General features: G+C 35.5%; 16 protein-coding genes. 11 read left to right on the top strand and 5 right to left on the bottom strand.

The window, feature by feature from the left end; translation table 11 throughout:
• Positions 1 to 14: 14 nt before the first annotated feature.
• Positions 15 to 818, bottom strand: coding sequence for a lipopolysaccharide core heptose(I) kinase RfaP (gene rfaP / locus J3U35_RS01485; RefSeq protein WP_267359082.1), 804 nt, complete (start codon positions 816 to 818; stop codon positions 15 to 17).
• Positions 811 to 1,935 carry a glycosyltransferase family 4 protein gene (locus tag J3U35_RS01490; protein ID WP_267359084.1) on the bottom strand — a complete coding sequence of 375 codons (1,125 nt, stop codon included), beginning with the start codon at positions 1,933 to 1,935 and terminating at the stop codon, positions 811 to 813. Before J3U35_RS01490 ends, rfaP begins: the two co-directional genes overlap by 8 nt.
• A gap of 227 nt (positions 1,936 to 2,162) precedes the next feature.
• On the opposite strand from J3U35_RS01490, the gene J3U35_RS01495 reads away from it, so the two are divergent.
• On the top strand, positions 2,163 to 2,633 hold the full coding sequence (locus J3U35_RS01495) for a hypothetical protein (protein ID WP_267351697.1): 471 nt from the start codon (positions 2,163 to 2,165) through the stop codon (positions 2,631 to 2,633).
• Between the two features lie 340 nt (positions 2,634 to 2,973).
• On the opposite strand, the gene J3U35_RS11520 is transcribed toward J3U35_RS01495, so the two are convergent.
• Together J3U35_RS11520 and J3U35_RS01500 are read right to left on the bottom strand one after the other, a co-directional pair.
• Entirely contained in the window at positions 2,974 to 3,303 is a 330-nt protein-coding gene (locus tag J3U35_RS11520; RefSeq protein ID WP_411596944.1) for a DUF2645 family protein, read from the bottom strand.
• A gap of 63 nt (positions 3,304 to 3,366) precedes the next feature.
• Positions 3,367 to 4,323, bottom strand: coding sequence for a TIGR01212 family radical SAM protein (locus tag J3U35_RS01500; protein WP_267351695.1), 957 nt, complete (start codon positions 4,321 to 4,323; stop codon positions 3,367 to 3,369).
• 464 nt (positions 4,324 to 4,787) lie between these two features.
• On the opposite strand from J3U35_RS01500, the gene J3U35_RS01505 reads away from it, so the two are divergent.
• From J3U35_RS01505 to J3U35_RS01550, 10 genes are all read left to right on the top strand, one after another.
• On the top strand, positions 4,788 to 5,414 hold the full coding sequence (locus tag J3U35_RS01505) for a nitroreductase family protein (RefSeq protein ID WP_267351693.1): 627 nt from the start codon (positions 4,788 to 4,790) through the stop codon (positions 5,412 to 5,414).
• Between the two features lie 6 nt (positions 5,415 to 5,420).
• A complete protein-coding gene (locus J3U35_RS01510; RefSeq protein WP_267359086.1) occupies positions 5,421 to 6,626 on the top strand; it encodes an FTR1 family iron permease in 1,206 nt (401 codons plus the stop codon).
• A gap of 77 nt (positions 6,627 to 6,703) precedes the next feature.
• A complete protein-coding gene (locus J3U35_RS01515; RefSeq protein WP_267351689.1) occupies positions 6,704 to 7,270 on the top strand; it encodes an iron transporter in 567 nt (188 codons plus the stop codon).
• A gap of 98 nt (positions 7,271 to 7,368) precedes the next feature.
• Positions 7,369 to 8,619 (top strand): Fe-S-containing protein, encoded by a 1,251-nt coding sequence (locus J3U35_RS01520; protein ID WP_267359088.1) that lies wholly within the window; start codon positions 7,369 to 7,371, stop codon positions 8,617 to 8,619.
• 23 nt (positions 8,620 to 8,642) lie between these two features.
• Complete coding sequence (locus J3U35_RS01525; protein ID WP_267359090.1) at positions 8,643 to 9,929, top strand: ABC transporter permease; 1,287 nt, start codon at positions 8,643 to 8,645, stop codon at positions 9,927 to 9,929.
• 16 nt (positions 9,930 to 9,945) lie between these two features.
• Positions 9,946 to 11,088, top strand: a complete 1,143-nt coding sequence (locus J3U35_RS01530; RefSeq protein ID WP_267359092.1) for an ABC transporter permease — start codon at positions 9,946 to 9,948, stop codon at positions 11,086 to 11,088.
• 9 nt (positions 11,089 to 11,097) lie between these two features.
• Positions 11,098 to 11,757, top strand: coding sequence for an ABC transporter ATP-binding protein (locus J3U35_RS01535; RefSeq protein WP_267351683.1), 660 nt, complete (start codon positions 11,098 to 11,100; stop codon positions 11,755 to 11,757).
• Positions 11,758 to 11,772: 15 nt separating this feature from the next.
• Positions 11,773 to 12,246: a DUF4418 family protein gene (locus J3U35_RS01540; RefSeq protein WP_267359094.1), complete on the top strand. Its 474-nt coding sequence runs from the start codon at positions 11,773 to 11,775 to the stop codon at positions 12,244 to 12,246.
• Between the two features lie 49 nt (positions 12,247 to 12,295).
• Entirely contained in the window at positions 12,296 to 13,507 is a 1,212-nt protein-coding gene (locus tag J3U35_RS01545; protein ID WP_267359096.1) for an ABC transporter permease, read from the top strand.
• The gene (locus J3U35_RS01550; protein WP_267351679.1) at positions 13,507 to 14,175 is read left to right on the top strand and encodes an ABC transporter ATP-binding protein; all 669 of its coding nucleotides are present in this window, start codon (positions 13,507 to 13,509) and stop codon (positions 14,173 to 14,175) included. The genes J3U35_RS01545 and J3U35_RS01550 overlap by 1 nt, the downstream gene beginning before the upstream one ends.
• Positions 14,176 to 14,209: 34 nt before the next feature.
• On the opposite strand, the gene J3U35_RS01555 is transcribed toward J3U35_RS01550, so the two are convergent.
• Entirely contained in the window at positions 14,210 to 14,794 is a 585-nt protein-coding gene (locus J3U35_RS01555) for a Maf family protein (RefSeq protein WP_267351677.1), read from the bottom strand.
• Between the last annotated feature and the right edge of the window lie 263 nt (positions 14,795 to 15,057).

The raw sequence follows: 15,057 nt of genomic DNA on the forward strand, positions 1-15,057 counted from the left end.
GTATCTCCTTATTGCTAAAGATGATATTTTTCCGTACGTTTACGAATTCTTTCTGCTTTTTGTTGAGTGTGACTAATCAACTTGTGTTCATCTCGTAAAATTGTTTTTAACGGCTTATTAAAATAAACTTTTAAAAATAGCCAAATATCTCGCGTTGTTAAGCCAATATTGCGGGATGAAAAATAGAGTCCAATCAGATCTTTATCACGCCAGCGGGTGGGTACTTGCTGACGAATTTGTGCTCGATGTAAGTCAATAACCGACAATTTTATTTGTTGATGATTTTCAAACAGTGGTAAATCAAGTAAAAAATGGCACAGATAACAATCACGATGATTAACACCTGCTGCATGCATATTGGAGATCATTTTTGCCAGATAAATAATTAATAAACGCTTTAAGTGATAACTAGGCGGTGTTGTCGCCCATGATTGTGTGAAATCTTCTAAACTAATAGCAGGATTAAGATCATGGGTAATAATAAAGGAGTGACGGGTAAGAGGATTGAAACCTTTACGCCCAAAAGCGCGTCCATCCATCGTATTGACACCCACTTGCTCTAAACGATGTATTGCATCCCATTCTTGTTTGGCATCTAAAACGGGCAATCTGAATGATAACAGATTTTTTAAGATCTCTTTTATTGTTGTACCACGATGAATTTTAATAAAATATGATTGTCCATCTTGTTCAAAATTTAATGTTTTTCGTTGATTAACTGCTCGATAGATAGTGCCCGAAATCAATTCAACTTCAGTAAACGGATCTTTATTTTTCCATATCTGATCGAACGGTGATTTAAGTTTGATTTCATTCATAATGTCTACAACCTAAAATAATGTCTGTGGCACGTTCAGCCAAATGATATAAATCCGCTGTTTCGCCATAGTGGATGGCATTATTATGCCAAGTTAACAATTGTTGTTTATCCGTGATGGCATGATAGACGGCTTGATTGAGTTCAGATTGAACAAACGGTTCGTTAAGTACAACGCCAGCATTAGCATCGTGGATATGATAGGCATAACCTGAAATGCCAGATACAATGACCGGTACACCTGCTGCTAATGCTTCAACTAATACCATACCTGCGGCTTCTTGTCTTGCCGGATGCAGCAGTAAATCGGCTGAAAATAGAAAATCAGGAATATCATCACGACCCGAAAAAAAGCGAACTCGCGGTAAAATACCAAGCTGTTTAGCTAATTTTTGATAATCATCAGCTTTGTCTTGTCCTACAACTAAGTAAACCAATTTTTGTTTTAAGTCTTCAGGCAATGCAGCAATCGCATATAATGTACGGTCAACCCCTTTACGTTTAAAGTCTGAACCAATTTGTACTATGACAAAATCATCCTGATTTATCTGATTGGTTTGTCTAAATAGTTGTCGTTTTATTGGTGAATCAGAATTATATTGACGATTTTGTGCAATACCAGGTGGTAGTAATGAAAAACGTGAAGGTTGGGTGTAATAATACTTTTCAAAGTCATGTATTTGCTGTTTAGTAAGAGCCATTATTTGTGTGTGGTGATGTGGATTAAATACCGCATCTTCAAATGCCAAGTAATGCTTACAGCGTGGTAATAATTGATAAAAAAAGCCCTTATGTGACACTTTTTCTGCAAAACAAGTATCGCCTGCAAAATAGACATCCAAATTAGGCATTTTATTAAAACCAACAACACAATCAGCAGGATGCGTTTGTAAATGTGTTTTTACCCAATAATAATAATTTTGGTTTCGATGATGGTTTGAAAGCCCTTTTTTGGGTACTAAGATGATATCAAAATTGACAGGCTTATCGCCTTGCCAGTCCATCACATAGACACGAACTTTATGTCCACGAGCTAAGCAAGCATTAGCAATCTGCAAAAAATCACGTTGCAGACCACCAAAAGGAAAATATTTATAGATACAAAAAGCGAGTTGCATGCACATTGCCTCAAGTGTGAAAGGCATATTATATACTTGTTGCTAGACAAGGTACAAAAAATAGATTTTATCGTTAGTTTTTAGCGAAAAAATAGGTCGTTTTTTGCTTGCGCTTTTAATTTAAAAATATGATGAATTTTATTGTTTGAATGATTTTTAAATGATAATATTCTGCGCCCATAAAGTTAACTCTTTATTTTTATCTAAAAATTATAACAAGGAAAAAAATGGTCGTACATCAATTCAAACAATCACTGCTAACGCCTTGGCAGAAAACTAAAATTGAAATTAATGATGATGTTGTCAACATTGATGAATTAACTAATTCTTTTAGCAAGAATCCTTTATCCAATCTTGCCGGTAAAAAAAGAGAAATTCCAATAAAAAGTATTCATTCTCTTTCCATTACTCGTACATATAATCTTAAAGGCGGATTGATCGGCGCAATAATAGTCTGTTTAGGAATAAAAGAAATTATCGATTTGTTTTCACATTTTGGGGATATTGGGCAAATCATTCTATCTATTTTACTACTGCCATTAGGATTATTAGTATTATTTTGTAGTGTTAATGAAACATTATGCATTAAGTATGATAACAAAGAGTGTGAAATTGATATTTCTCTTTTAGAGCGTGAAACATTATCTAAAATTGTCAGCGATATAAATGAACGTTTAGACAATCATTCAAAAGTTTAGATTTGAATCATTTTTATTGAAAATCCCCCTAAATCTTAATGAACCAAAGCGATGTTAAATGATTTTAAATCGGTAATTTCGCTTTGGTTATTCTTTATTTCGGTTCCACAATCTAACGATCTTTACACTTTTATTTTAATTCATACTAATACGTTAACATGCATTGTTGTGGGCAATTCTATCAACGTTGATATTGATTCTTAATGCCGTTTTAGATCCTTTTTAATAGCATAAAGGATCTAATTTTCACAAAATTGTACTCCAAAGCTTTATTAGCAAAATTAAACCTTAATGGGGCTGTTAAAAACAAATTATCTAAACAGACTTTTTAATTTTACCTTTAGCACCAATTGAAACGCAAATAAAAAGACCACAAAAGATAGATAAGCACAATTAACATATATGTGTATCGGATCATTTTATTTTTGAGTAAAAATAAAATAAGAAAGCAGGGAATTAAAACAATGATGGGTTCAGTTGTTAATCGTCCACCTACTGGTAATTGACATAGATTATTGAACACGCCTGAATCGACCAACCATTCATATTTATCTGCTGAAAAAATCTTTATTAAAAAAAATAAAAAAATACAGTATATAAATGGAAGAATATTAACTTTAACAACGCTTGCAAATCTTTTAGATGCAATGTTAACTCTTGATGTTTTCATCCTTAAAAAATAGAATCCTTAAATTATGTTGTTTTTTTAAAATCTTTGTTAGGAATTAAACCGCTAACTGCCTAAATTGTCAATTGAATCTTTAGATTGTTTACAATGATATGTGTCGTTAATCGCGCTACCTTGAGCACCAAATTTCCTTAAATTTTGGTCTACAGCATTCATTGATTGCCAGTGATTTTCGCACCAATCAGGGGCAAGTAAGGTAGGTTTACGAGCATTGGCAGAGATGCGGTGATACAAAATATGGGCTGGTGTTTGCCTAATAATATCGCCAGCAATATCGACATACTGCTCTAAAGAGAGTATGTCGAGCCGACCTGCACGCCACACTTTAGCCATAATACTGCCTTCTACGATATGTAACGGATGCAGTTTTAAACCATCTACACCACTATTTAACACTTTATCAAGCGTCATTAAATTATCCTGCTTGGTTTCTTTAGGCAGACCAATGATTAAGTGAGTACAAACTTTTATACCAAGACGACGAGCCTTTTGCACCGTTTGATGATAGACATCAAATGTATGTCCACGATTAATATTGTGTAACGTTTTATCGTGAGCCGTTTGTAAGCCAAGCTCAAGCCAAACTTCGAAGCCTTTTGCTTGATAACTGGCAAGTAAATTCAGCGCTTCATCTGGCACACAATCTGGGCGAGTACCGACACAAAGACCGACAATATCCGCACTATTGAGTGCTTCTTCATACATATTTTTGAGTATTTCAACTTCGGCATAAGTGCTGGTATAGGCTTGAAAATAGGCAAGATAGCGCTTGGATTTTTTCATCTGATGCGCTTGTTGGGCAAGCTGCTGTGAAATCGTTTTTACTTGAATGGACTCATCAATGATCGAGGCGACATTACAAAAGGTACAACCACCAACACCGATAGTTCCGTCACGATTAGGACAACTAAAACCACCATGTAAAGTCAGTTTATAAATTTTTTCGCCGTAACGGCGTTGCAGGTCAGAACCAAATGTATTAACGACTAAATGAAGTTGCATAATCAGCCAAAAATAAAATTTTTGCTATTTTACGAAGCAAATGAATTAAATTCAACTTGTGGCAAATTTTTTCTATTCTTGTACGCATTTGCTAATAAAAATCTACCTTTCAAAAGGACTTTTATCAATGTCCCTAGCCTGCAAACAAAGATTTCGAGAAGAAGCATTTAATTTTGAATTAAAAATTGTGTAAATGATAACAAAGTGTCTATAACATTTCAGTAATAAATAAGATAAAAGTTAGTTATAAAAAAATTTAAGTAAAGGTAATTTAATCGGATTAAAGGTATTAACGTTTTTTAAAAAATAGGTGATTACAAATCAATACGTTAAAAAATTATCACTAATTTTCTTATTACTTTAATGATAAAAATGATAGTTTGTATTGATAATTGGAATTATTAGCAATAAGATAGCACCTCCATTAGATTACAAAAATGTCAGAGGTAATTATGCAGTATATTGTGCGAAAAATAGTTGTCATTTTATTCTCATCATTATTTTCTATCTCTCTATGTTATGCCGATATTACTTTACCTGCTCCTCAAACAAAAGATGGCATGAGTTTATTTGAAAGTTTAACAAAACGGTCATCAACACCTGGTCCTGGTTTTCCTAATGGACAAATTTCGGATGAAGAACTTTCTACTGTGCTTTGGGCTGCAAGTGGTTTGAATCGAGGAACAACAGGATGGACTGTTCCAATGGGTACGGGTAAACAACCTTATGTAAGAATCTATGTTGCAAGTGAAAAGGGAACCTTTTTGTATGAGTGGGAAGGGCACTATCTAAAAGAAATAAACAATAAAGATATTCGTGCCGATGTTGGTTTACAAAATTTTGTAAAACGAGCTAATTATGTGCTGATTTTCGTTACTGATTCAGCCGCATTTAATAATATCAAAGAAGAAAAAGCTAATAATTTTGGCAATATTGCTGTAGGTGCGATGAGTCAAAACGTCTACTTGGCTTCAGCGGCTTTGGATTTAAGTGCACGTTATATTCATGCCATCAAACCAGACGTTATTAGTCAAGAATTGCAGTTACCTTCAGACAATAAACCAATAGGTTTAATGTTATTAGGAAAATAAGAGATTATGGCTGTGAAAAAATATTTAACGCTAACATTGCTATTTTTTGTTAGCGTAGTTGCTTTTGTTTCTTCATCTTATGCAGCTGAAAAAAAATATGAAACATGGAATGCGATTATTGACGAAATGGATGTCATTCTTAATGATGCCTATGATCTCTATTTTATGAAAGATCCTGAAAAGGCTAAAGTACGTGTTAATAATGCTTATTTTGGTTTTTATGAAAAACACGGTGTTGAACGCGCAGTTATGTCTTATATTTCGGGTAAGCGTGGAACCGATACTGAATATCAATTCGCAAAAATTAAGCGTTTAATGTCAGATGGTGCTTCAAATAAAACTGTTCGTGCCGAGATCGATGTCATTTTGAAAATGCTTCATGAAGATGCTAACGAATTAGACGGCAAAAAAGAGAGCGGTTGGAGTGTGTTGTTAGCTTCATTTATCATTATCTTCCGGGAAGGTTTAGAAGCAATATTAGTGATAGCTGCTATCTCGGCCTACTTAGTGCGTTCAGGAAATATTCAAATGGTGAAAGTTGTCTATATGAGTTCACTTTTCGCCGTTTTTGCTAGTGTCCTTGCTGCAATTGCACTTAATTCCATTGTCAATCTTAGCGGGGCAAATCAAGAGATTATTGAAGGTGTCGCAATGTTATTAGCGACAGTGGTCTTATTTTTCATAAGTAATTGGATGTTTTCAAAAGCTGAAGCAGAAGCTTGGAAAAATTATGTAGAAGGTAAGGTTAAAAGTGCTATATCTTCAGGCAGTAGTATTGCATTAGGATTTGCTGCCTTTTTAGCGGTTTTCCGCGAAGGTGCAGAAACAATCTTATTCTATCAAGCTATGTTGAGTGAAAGTAGAGAACACATGGACATGGTTTGGTATGGGCTAGCAATCGGAACGCTAGTATTAGCCATAATCTTTATTATCATTCGTTTTGGAACAATGAGACTGCCTCTTAAACCATTTTTTATTGGCACGAGTATATTAATGTATATCATGGCTATTGCTTTTGCCGGTGGTGGTGTCAAAGAGTTACAAGAAGCTGATATTATCCATGTAACCCCCGTTGATTTTGTACGCTCAATTGAAGTGCTTGGAATATATCCAACTGTTGAAACATTACTCCCACAAATATTCATGGTGATAGTCGTTGCATTTTCCATTTCGTACTATAAAACAAAGTATCTCAAAAGACGGAAAAAATAGAAAAAAAGCAAGTATTGGTAGCGATAGCAATTTAGTTATTTCGTAATAAAGAGTAGTTAAAATTAGAGGAGTTTGAAATGAAAAAAATATTATTAACCGCAGGAATTTCGTCAATACTTGCAATATCTTCGTTTGCGTATGCTGCATCAGCGCCAGCACCTGGTGAAGAAAAAGGGTTTGAAGAGTTTCCTATTGGTGATGAAGTGACGGTAGGGCCTTTGCATATCGGTGCCGTATATTTCCAACCAGTGGATATGGAACCCGCTGGAATGGGAGGACTACCTGCATCAAAATCGGATATGCACCTTGAAGCTGACATTTCAGCTACAGCTGATAATAATTTAGGATATGGTGTCGGTGATTTTGTTCCTTACTTAACCGTAAAATATAAAATTCAAAAACAAGGTAGTGATAAAACAATCGAAGGTAATTTCATGCCGATGAATGCTTCTGACGGTCCTCACTATGGTAATAACGTTAAACTTGATGGAGCTGGAAAATATAAAGTTACCTTCACTATTGAAAATCCAGAAAAACAAGGTTACTTATTACATGTAGATCAAGAAACTGGCGTAGAAGGTCGTTTCTGGAGCAAACCTATTGAAGTATCTTGGGACTTTGATTATATCCCACGAGCTTGGTAACTTTTGTTTTGTAACAATAAGAAAATTTTAAAAAAGTACTCCATTATTGACGAGATTTAAACTCGTCAATAATAAATTGTAATGGCTAGGCAATTATTATGCTTCAATACCTTATCAACGTCACTGATAATACTTTTGTTCCCGCAATTATGATAGCGTTGCTTTGTGCGCTACTGACTAAATTCAATCCTCGTCCTATCAAAACATTTATCGTTGTCGGTTTTATTTTAGGCTCTATTGTTGCATTAACTTATACCATTTTAAAACGTAACACAGCATTTGCAGTGCGTGAATATTATGATCTTGGTGTCATTATTTGTTGGTTAGTTATTACTATTCCGTTGTTAATTATTATACTTATTCAAGTCCGCTCGTCGGCGTTATTTTTTAACCGCATATTTAATGGTTTATTCATATTGGCAATTGGTTTAATAATGGCACAGTGCTTACCTAATCTAATGCTTTATCCTTTCCAATTTGATGTAGGAATGGAGTCGATTTTTAATAATGATTATTTGTTTAAATGGATTGGTTATGGTTTTGCGTTGCTATTAGCGGTATTAATTGGTCAATTGACTTGTCAAATATGTGAACGGTTATCAACTAAATGGGTTATTACCATTTCTGTTTTATCCTTGCTGATATACACGATTGCAAACAGCATTAATTTACTTCAAATTTTAATTGTCCGACGTCTTATCTCCACACAAAAATGGATGATGGATTTAGTTATTTTTATTCTGGCACATGTCAATTTATTTACATTTATTTTTATGGCAATTGTGCTGTTATTCACGGTTATTTTATATATAAAATCTAAAACGGCTTCGTTAGTAGGAAGTAATCCGGCTCAGATTCGTAAACTTAAAGCACAGCTACGCACAGATAGAAGAACCTCGTTATTACTCATGGCTGGCATGGCAATGACCGCTTATACCGTTACACGTGCGCGTTATATATTTGAAAAAGGGGTAGAGTTAACGCCAGCTGAACCGGTTTCAGCAAATAAAGAGGGTTTAGTTGTTATCCCACTTACTCAAGTCAATGACGGCAATTTGCATCGGTATGGTTTTCAAGCAAGCGATGGAACGCTAGTACGTTTTATCGTTATCAAGAAGAGTGAAAATGCTTATGGAGTAGGCTTTGATGCTTGTGATATTTGTGGTGCAAGTGGTTATTATCAGCGTGGCAATCAAGTCGTTTGTATTTTATGTGATGTCGTTATGAATATTGCCACTATCGGATTTTCAGGTGGTTGTAATCCGGTTCCACTTAAATATGAAATTATTGACGGAAACATGGTAATTCGTACAGCTCACCTTGAAGCAGAAAAAAGCCGCTTTAAGTAAATGGTTTCCCAAAGGAAGAAGATATGTTTCGCACAATGTTACTAAGCGTATTAGTTCGTCAAAAAAAGAAGCTGTTTTTGATAGCATTAACCGTTGCTTTAGGAGTATCGTTAGCAACCGCCATGTTGAATGTCATGTTTGATGTAGGTGATAAAGTGAATCAAGAACTTAAAGCCTATGGCGCTAATTTAAACATTGTGCCACGTGGAACGGCTTTGGTTAGTGAACTGTATCAAATTGATAATGATGAAAATCAAGCCACTATTCAATATATCAAGCAAGATGATTTAGTCAAAATTAAAATGATTTTCTGGGCATATAATATTGTTGATTTTGCCCCATATTTCACCACACAAGCAACCTTTAATGATAAACCAATTACTCTGGTTGGAACATGGTTTAATAAGCATCTTAATATTCCAACGGGCGATGAAGTGGATACGGGGATGTTAGCGATGAAGTCATGGTGGACGATTGAAGGAAGCGCCATGCAAGATGATAACTTGCAAGGAGTGATGGTTGGCGAGACAGTCGCTAAACAGTGGAATTTAAAAATCGGCGATACTATTGAACTGATTTCGCCACACACTAAAAATACGATTACATTGACCATCAATAATATTTTTCATAGTGGCGGAATTGAGGATTCTCAACTGTATGTTTCTCTCCCTGTTGCGCAACACTTAGCCAATAAAGAAGGGCTTGTTGAACGGGTCGAAGTGAGTGCATTAACAACGCCAGAGAATGAATTGGCTCGTAAAGCAGCGCAAGATCCTAATAGCTTATCAAGAACAGAATGGGATACTTGGTATTGTACAGCATATATCAGTTCGATCGCCTATCAAATAGAAGAGTTGATGCCAGATGTGCGAGTAAAAGCCATTATGCAAGTCGCCGAATCAGAGGGATCTATTTTACAAAAAACGCAGTTATTAATGCTTTTATTAACGGTTCTATCGTTAATTTGTTCAGCACTTGCTATTTCTAATTTAGTGACTGCTAATGTCATTGAGCGGAGTACTGAAATCGGACTTTTAAAGGCACTTGGCGCAACCAATAAAGCTGTTGCAATGCTAGTATTAACCGAGATTTTTATTATTGCATTATTAGGCGGAATTTTCGGCTATTTTATCGGTCTTGGCTTTGCACAGATTATTGGTCACACGGTATTTGGTTCTTTTATTGAGCCTAAAATGCTCATCATCCCATTGGTATTGATTATGGTGAGTTTTATTACGTTTATGGGAAGTTTACCAGCATTGCGTTTTATGATGTTTTTACGCCCAACTGATGTTTTACATGGACGGTAATTGAAAGGTCAAAATCATGATTAATAAAAATCAGCGCTTTATCATTAAAACAATATTTAGCTCTCTTATCCGTCGCCGTTCACGTATTCTTATTGCTTTACTTGGTGTGGCAATAGGGGCAACAGTTTTACTTGGTATGATAACACTTTGTTATGATATTCCTCGCCAAATGGGAAAAGAGTTTCGCTCCTATGGCGCCAATATGTTGTTCTTGCCTGCTGATAATCAATCAATGATGACAATAGCAGATGTCTCACAAGCGGTAAGTTTATTACCCAAAGAAAAACTACTTGGCGTAACCCCGTTTCGTTATGAATCTATTCGCAGTAACCAACAGCCTTATATTATGGTCGGTACGGATTTTGAACAAGTGATTAAAACAAGTCCTTACTGGAAAATTGAAGGCGAACTACCTAAACATTCTCATGAAATTTTAATCGGTACCGATATTGCAAACTTTGCCAAATTAAGCATTGGTAGCACAATGCCGGTTTTAGGAAAAACCAAACAAAATTCTCGCTATAACGAGGAGTTAACAATTACGGGTATTGTTAAAACAGGACGCACTGAAGACGGTTATATTTTTATTGGTTTACATGATTTAGATGAATTTTTGAAAGATAGCGATAAAGCCGAAGTGGTAGAAGTGAGTATTACAGCCACACAAGATGAGTTAAAACACTATATTGATAAAATAAAAGCAAACTCTTTAACGGTCGATCCTCATTTAATTAAATGGGTAACTCAATCTGAATCCTCCGTATTGGGTAAACTGTCTTCCTTACTTTATTTAGTCACTTTGGTGGTGCTAATACTGACCATGATCTGTGTTGCGACGACTATGATGACGGTTGTCATGGAGCGTCGAAAAGAAATTGGACTGAAAAAAGCCATTGGTGCAAATAACAAAAGTATCGCTAAAGAGTTTTTGGCCGAAGGGTTAATCTTAGGCATAACCGGTGGAGTGATAGGCGTGGTGTGTGGACTGATTTTTGCACAGGTGATAAGTACTAATGTATTTGGTCGATCTATTGTAATTGAGTTTTATCTTATCCCAATAACAATTGTTATTTCAGCTATTGTGACAGTCATTGCGTGTTTAATTCCCGTAAAACGTGCGCTTGAAGTCGAGCCAGCGCTTGTGTTACGTGGCGAATAGGAAATAAGTATGAATATACTCGAAGTTAATAATGTCTCTAAAATTTATGGTTCACTGCATGCATTATCGGAAGTGAATTTAACCGTGGAAGAAGGAAAATGGTTGTCTATAATGGGACCGTCGGGGAGTGGTAAAACCACGTTGATGAATATTATTGGTTGCATGGATAAACCTTCACTTGGGTCAGTAATTCTTGATGGTCAGGATATTACTCAACTCTCATTACCACAATTAACCGAAATTCGCCGAGATAAAATTGGATTAATATTTCAGCAGTTTCATTTAGTCTCTTATTTAACGGCACTCGAAAACGTGATGGTAGCGCAATATTATCATAGTATGGTTGACGAAAACGAAGCTTTGCAGGCATTAGAACGAGTAGGGTTGGCTGCAAGAGCTAAACATTTACCGCGTCAGTTGTCTGGTGGTGAACAACAACGTGTATGTATCGCGCGAGCCTTAATTAACTATCCAAAATTAATATTAGCTGACGAACCTACTGGCAATTTAGATGAAAGTAATGAAGCAATGGTAATGAACTTACTTCATCAACTACATGAAGAGGGCAGCACTATTATTGTTGTAACACATTCTGTTGAAGTTTCAAAACATGCACAAACCACGGTTGTTTTAGAGCATGGCAAAGTTGCCCGTGTGATTAATAATTAATAAGGCTTCAATGATATGAAAAATCGAATAATTTTATCACTATTTATTATGTTTCTTGGATTGATGATTATCCTATTTCCGTTGTATATTTTACCTGTCTGTCCACATCCCGATACCCTAATAAATACGGCTAACGACATACATAATCAGTTTGCTAATACCGGACATAGTCATACAGGAGCTGGTAAAATTATGAAGTGCTTTTGGACAGCCCGAGCCGAATTAGGTATTGGTGCTTTGATTATCGCCATTGGCACATTAATGTTACTAAGTCGGACAATGTTTGTTCGTCTTGGTTTAAGTATGGCGTTAGCTTGTATCTCACTTTTGACTATCGCCATTCCGACTGTTTTAATTGGGGTATGCTCAAACGAGATGATGCGTTGTAATATGGGCGCTAAACCAGCTTTAGTTTTACTATCTGGTGTTTTATTTTTGGTGTCTTTAATTAATGTATTCTATTTGAATAAAATCGTTAAAAAAATTTGAGTGTGAATTATAAGAATATTAAAAAATAGTAGATAGATGGATTTAAAACATGCAAGAAACCCCAATAACTATTGCTAATTTAGCATGGCGAAATATACAGCGTAGACCTTTTCGTAGTTGTAGTTTAATTATCATTATCATGCTATTTTCGGCGACGTTGTTTGGTGGTAGTGTCTTAATGAAAAACCTGAGTTTAGGGATTTCGGGTATGGCCGATCGTCTAGGTGCGGATATCCTGATTGTCCCTTATGGCTATGAAAAAAATCTTGAAGTTGCATTATTGCGTGGAGAACCGAGTAGCTTTTATTTGAAAGTTGATTTAATGGAAAAAATCAAAAATATTAAAGGAATACAGTCCATTTCACCGCAACTTTTTATTGCTTCGCTAAACGCTGGATGTTGCAGTTCTAAAGTGCAATTAATTGGTTTTGATCAACATAGCGATTTTGTTATAAAACCTTGGTTGCAAACCCAGCTAACTAAACCATTAAACGATAATGAAGTCGTGGTCGGCGCAAAAATCACATCAAATATTGGGGATGAAATTATGTTTTATAATCATCCCTATAAAGTGGCAGCAAAAATGGATTCAACAGGTATGGGGTTTGACACCTCGGTATTTATGACCATGTCAGCGGCACAGTCTTTAATGAAAGAAGCAAAATTAATTGAAGGTGATGTCGATCATTTTGCCAATTATGCCTCGTCGATTTTTATCAAGGTTGATCCCGATTCTCAACCTAAAGATGTCGTCAATCAAATCATGCCCAAATATGCTATAGATTATAATATTGACTTTGTTATGACTAAAGGTATGTTAAGCAATATAGCTAAATATTTAAACAGCTTTTCGACCATTGCGTATAGTCTGTCTGCTACTTTCTGGATACTGGCTATTGCGGTGATCTTTATCATTTTTTCTTCGACATTAAATGAGCGTAAACGAGAAATTGGACTACTGCGTATTTTAGGCGCCTCACGTCGTGATATTGTCAGCATGTTACTACGTGAATCATTAATTATTAGTGCATTAGGCGCTATCGCTGGAATTGTCATTGCTGCGGTGTTGTTATATGCGTTTAGCTTATTGATTTGCCAGTCTATTGGTTTGCCATGTATGAGCATTTCACTGTTAGATGCATTAATCTATGCCACAATAGTGTTTATTCTTACTTTAATTATAGGGCCATTTTCATGTATCTACTCTGCGTTATCCATAACTAAATTTGATACTTATCGCACATTAAGAGAGGGTGAGTAATGTTGTTGGAGATTAAAAATTTACGCAAGGATTATCAACGAGGTAAGCAAACTTTTTCAGCAGTAAATAACGTAAGTTTTACAATGAATAAAGATGAGTTTGTTTGCATAATGGGGAAATCAGGCAGTGGTAAGACAACTTTACTTAACATGATTGCCGGTTTACTTACGCCAACTCAAGGTAAAATCATACTTAATAAGACCAATTTATTTGAGCTGGATGATCAGCAAGTGTCTGCGTTCCGTAATCAACAGATTGGTTACATTCCACAAGGTAGCAGTTTATTGCCAAATTTAACAGTATTAGAAAATATTCGCTTACCTTTTTATTTAACCAAACGCCAAAATCAACAGTGTTTAAGTTATGCACAAAGCCTACTTGAAAAGGCGAAGGTCAGTTATCTGCAAGATGCTTATCCTGCTAATATGTCAGGCGGTGAAATGCGACGTGTTGCTATTTTACGCTCACTGATTTGCCAGCCTCAAATCATTATCGCAGACGAACCAACAAGTGATTTGGATGACGAAAGCGCCGCCGATATTATGCAACTTTTATCCGATATACATCATCAAGGTACTGCGTTATTAATTGTCACTCATGATAATGATGTGGCAAGTTATAGCCAAAAAATCATGAAAATGTCAGCGGGTCGATTGACCGATGAATAAAGATAAGTCAGTGTGTTACTTAGTGAACACTGACTTATGAGATCAAAAGCGGATTATATCCCATTGTTATCATAATTTTATTCAATTTTAATAAGGGTAAACCCACTAACGAATTGATATCCTCACCCTCTAATTTATCAAATAAAGTAATGCCGAGCTCATCACATTTGAAACTACCAGCACACTGTAATGGCATCTCTTTTAAAATATATGCGTCAATTTCAGCATCGGTTAACTGGCGAAAAGTAACTTTAAAAGGTTCACAAATTGTGGTGGATTGTCCATTGACGGTATTGATAACAGTCATACCAGTATAGAAATAAAACGCTTTACCACTGCTATTTCTTAATTGCATACGGGCGTTTTCGACAGTATGGGGTTTACAAACAATGTGATCATCTAAAACGCCTACTTGATCAGAACCAATAATTAAGCTATTTGGGTATTGAGCTACTAATGATTGGGCTTTAAGCTTTGCTAAACGCACAACTAATTGTTTTGCAGATTCTCTTGGGAGTGGAGTTTCGTCACAAATAGGGGCCACGCACTCAAATGGAATGGCTAATTTTTCCAGTACTTTTTTTCGTGAAAGTGATGTGGATGCTAATATGATTTTCATGTTAAGTTATCTTCTAAAATCCAAGCTGAAGGAAGAGTATTAAACCCGATATGCTTTTTATAATCAATAGTCTTAGGGGTTGCGAATAATGTAATAAATTAATATTCATTGACATTTTGGGGGACTTCTTCTATTAATTGTTTACCTCTACGCTTTTTTTTTGATTGTTTTCATCAATTGTAACATCGGCTGAATTGGTCTGGACAATAGATGATCTCAATTAGTCTCTTTTCCCCGATAAAGTAATCATAAAATTAACATTA

Source organism: Gilliamella sp. B2717, assembly GCF_026536675.1.
Classification (GTDB): Bacteria; Pseudomonadota; Gammaproteobacteria; order Enterobacterales; family Orbaceae; genus Gilliamella; species Gilliamella apicola_I.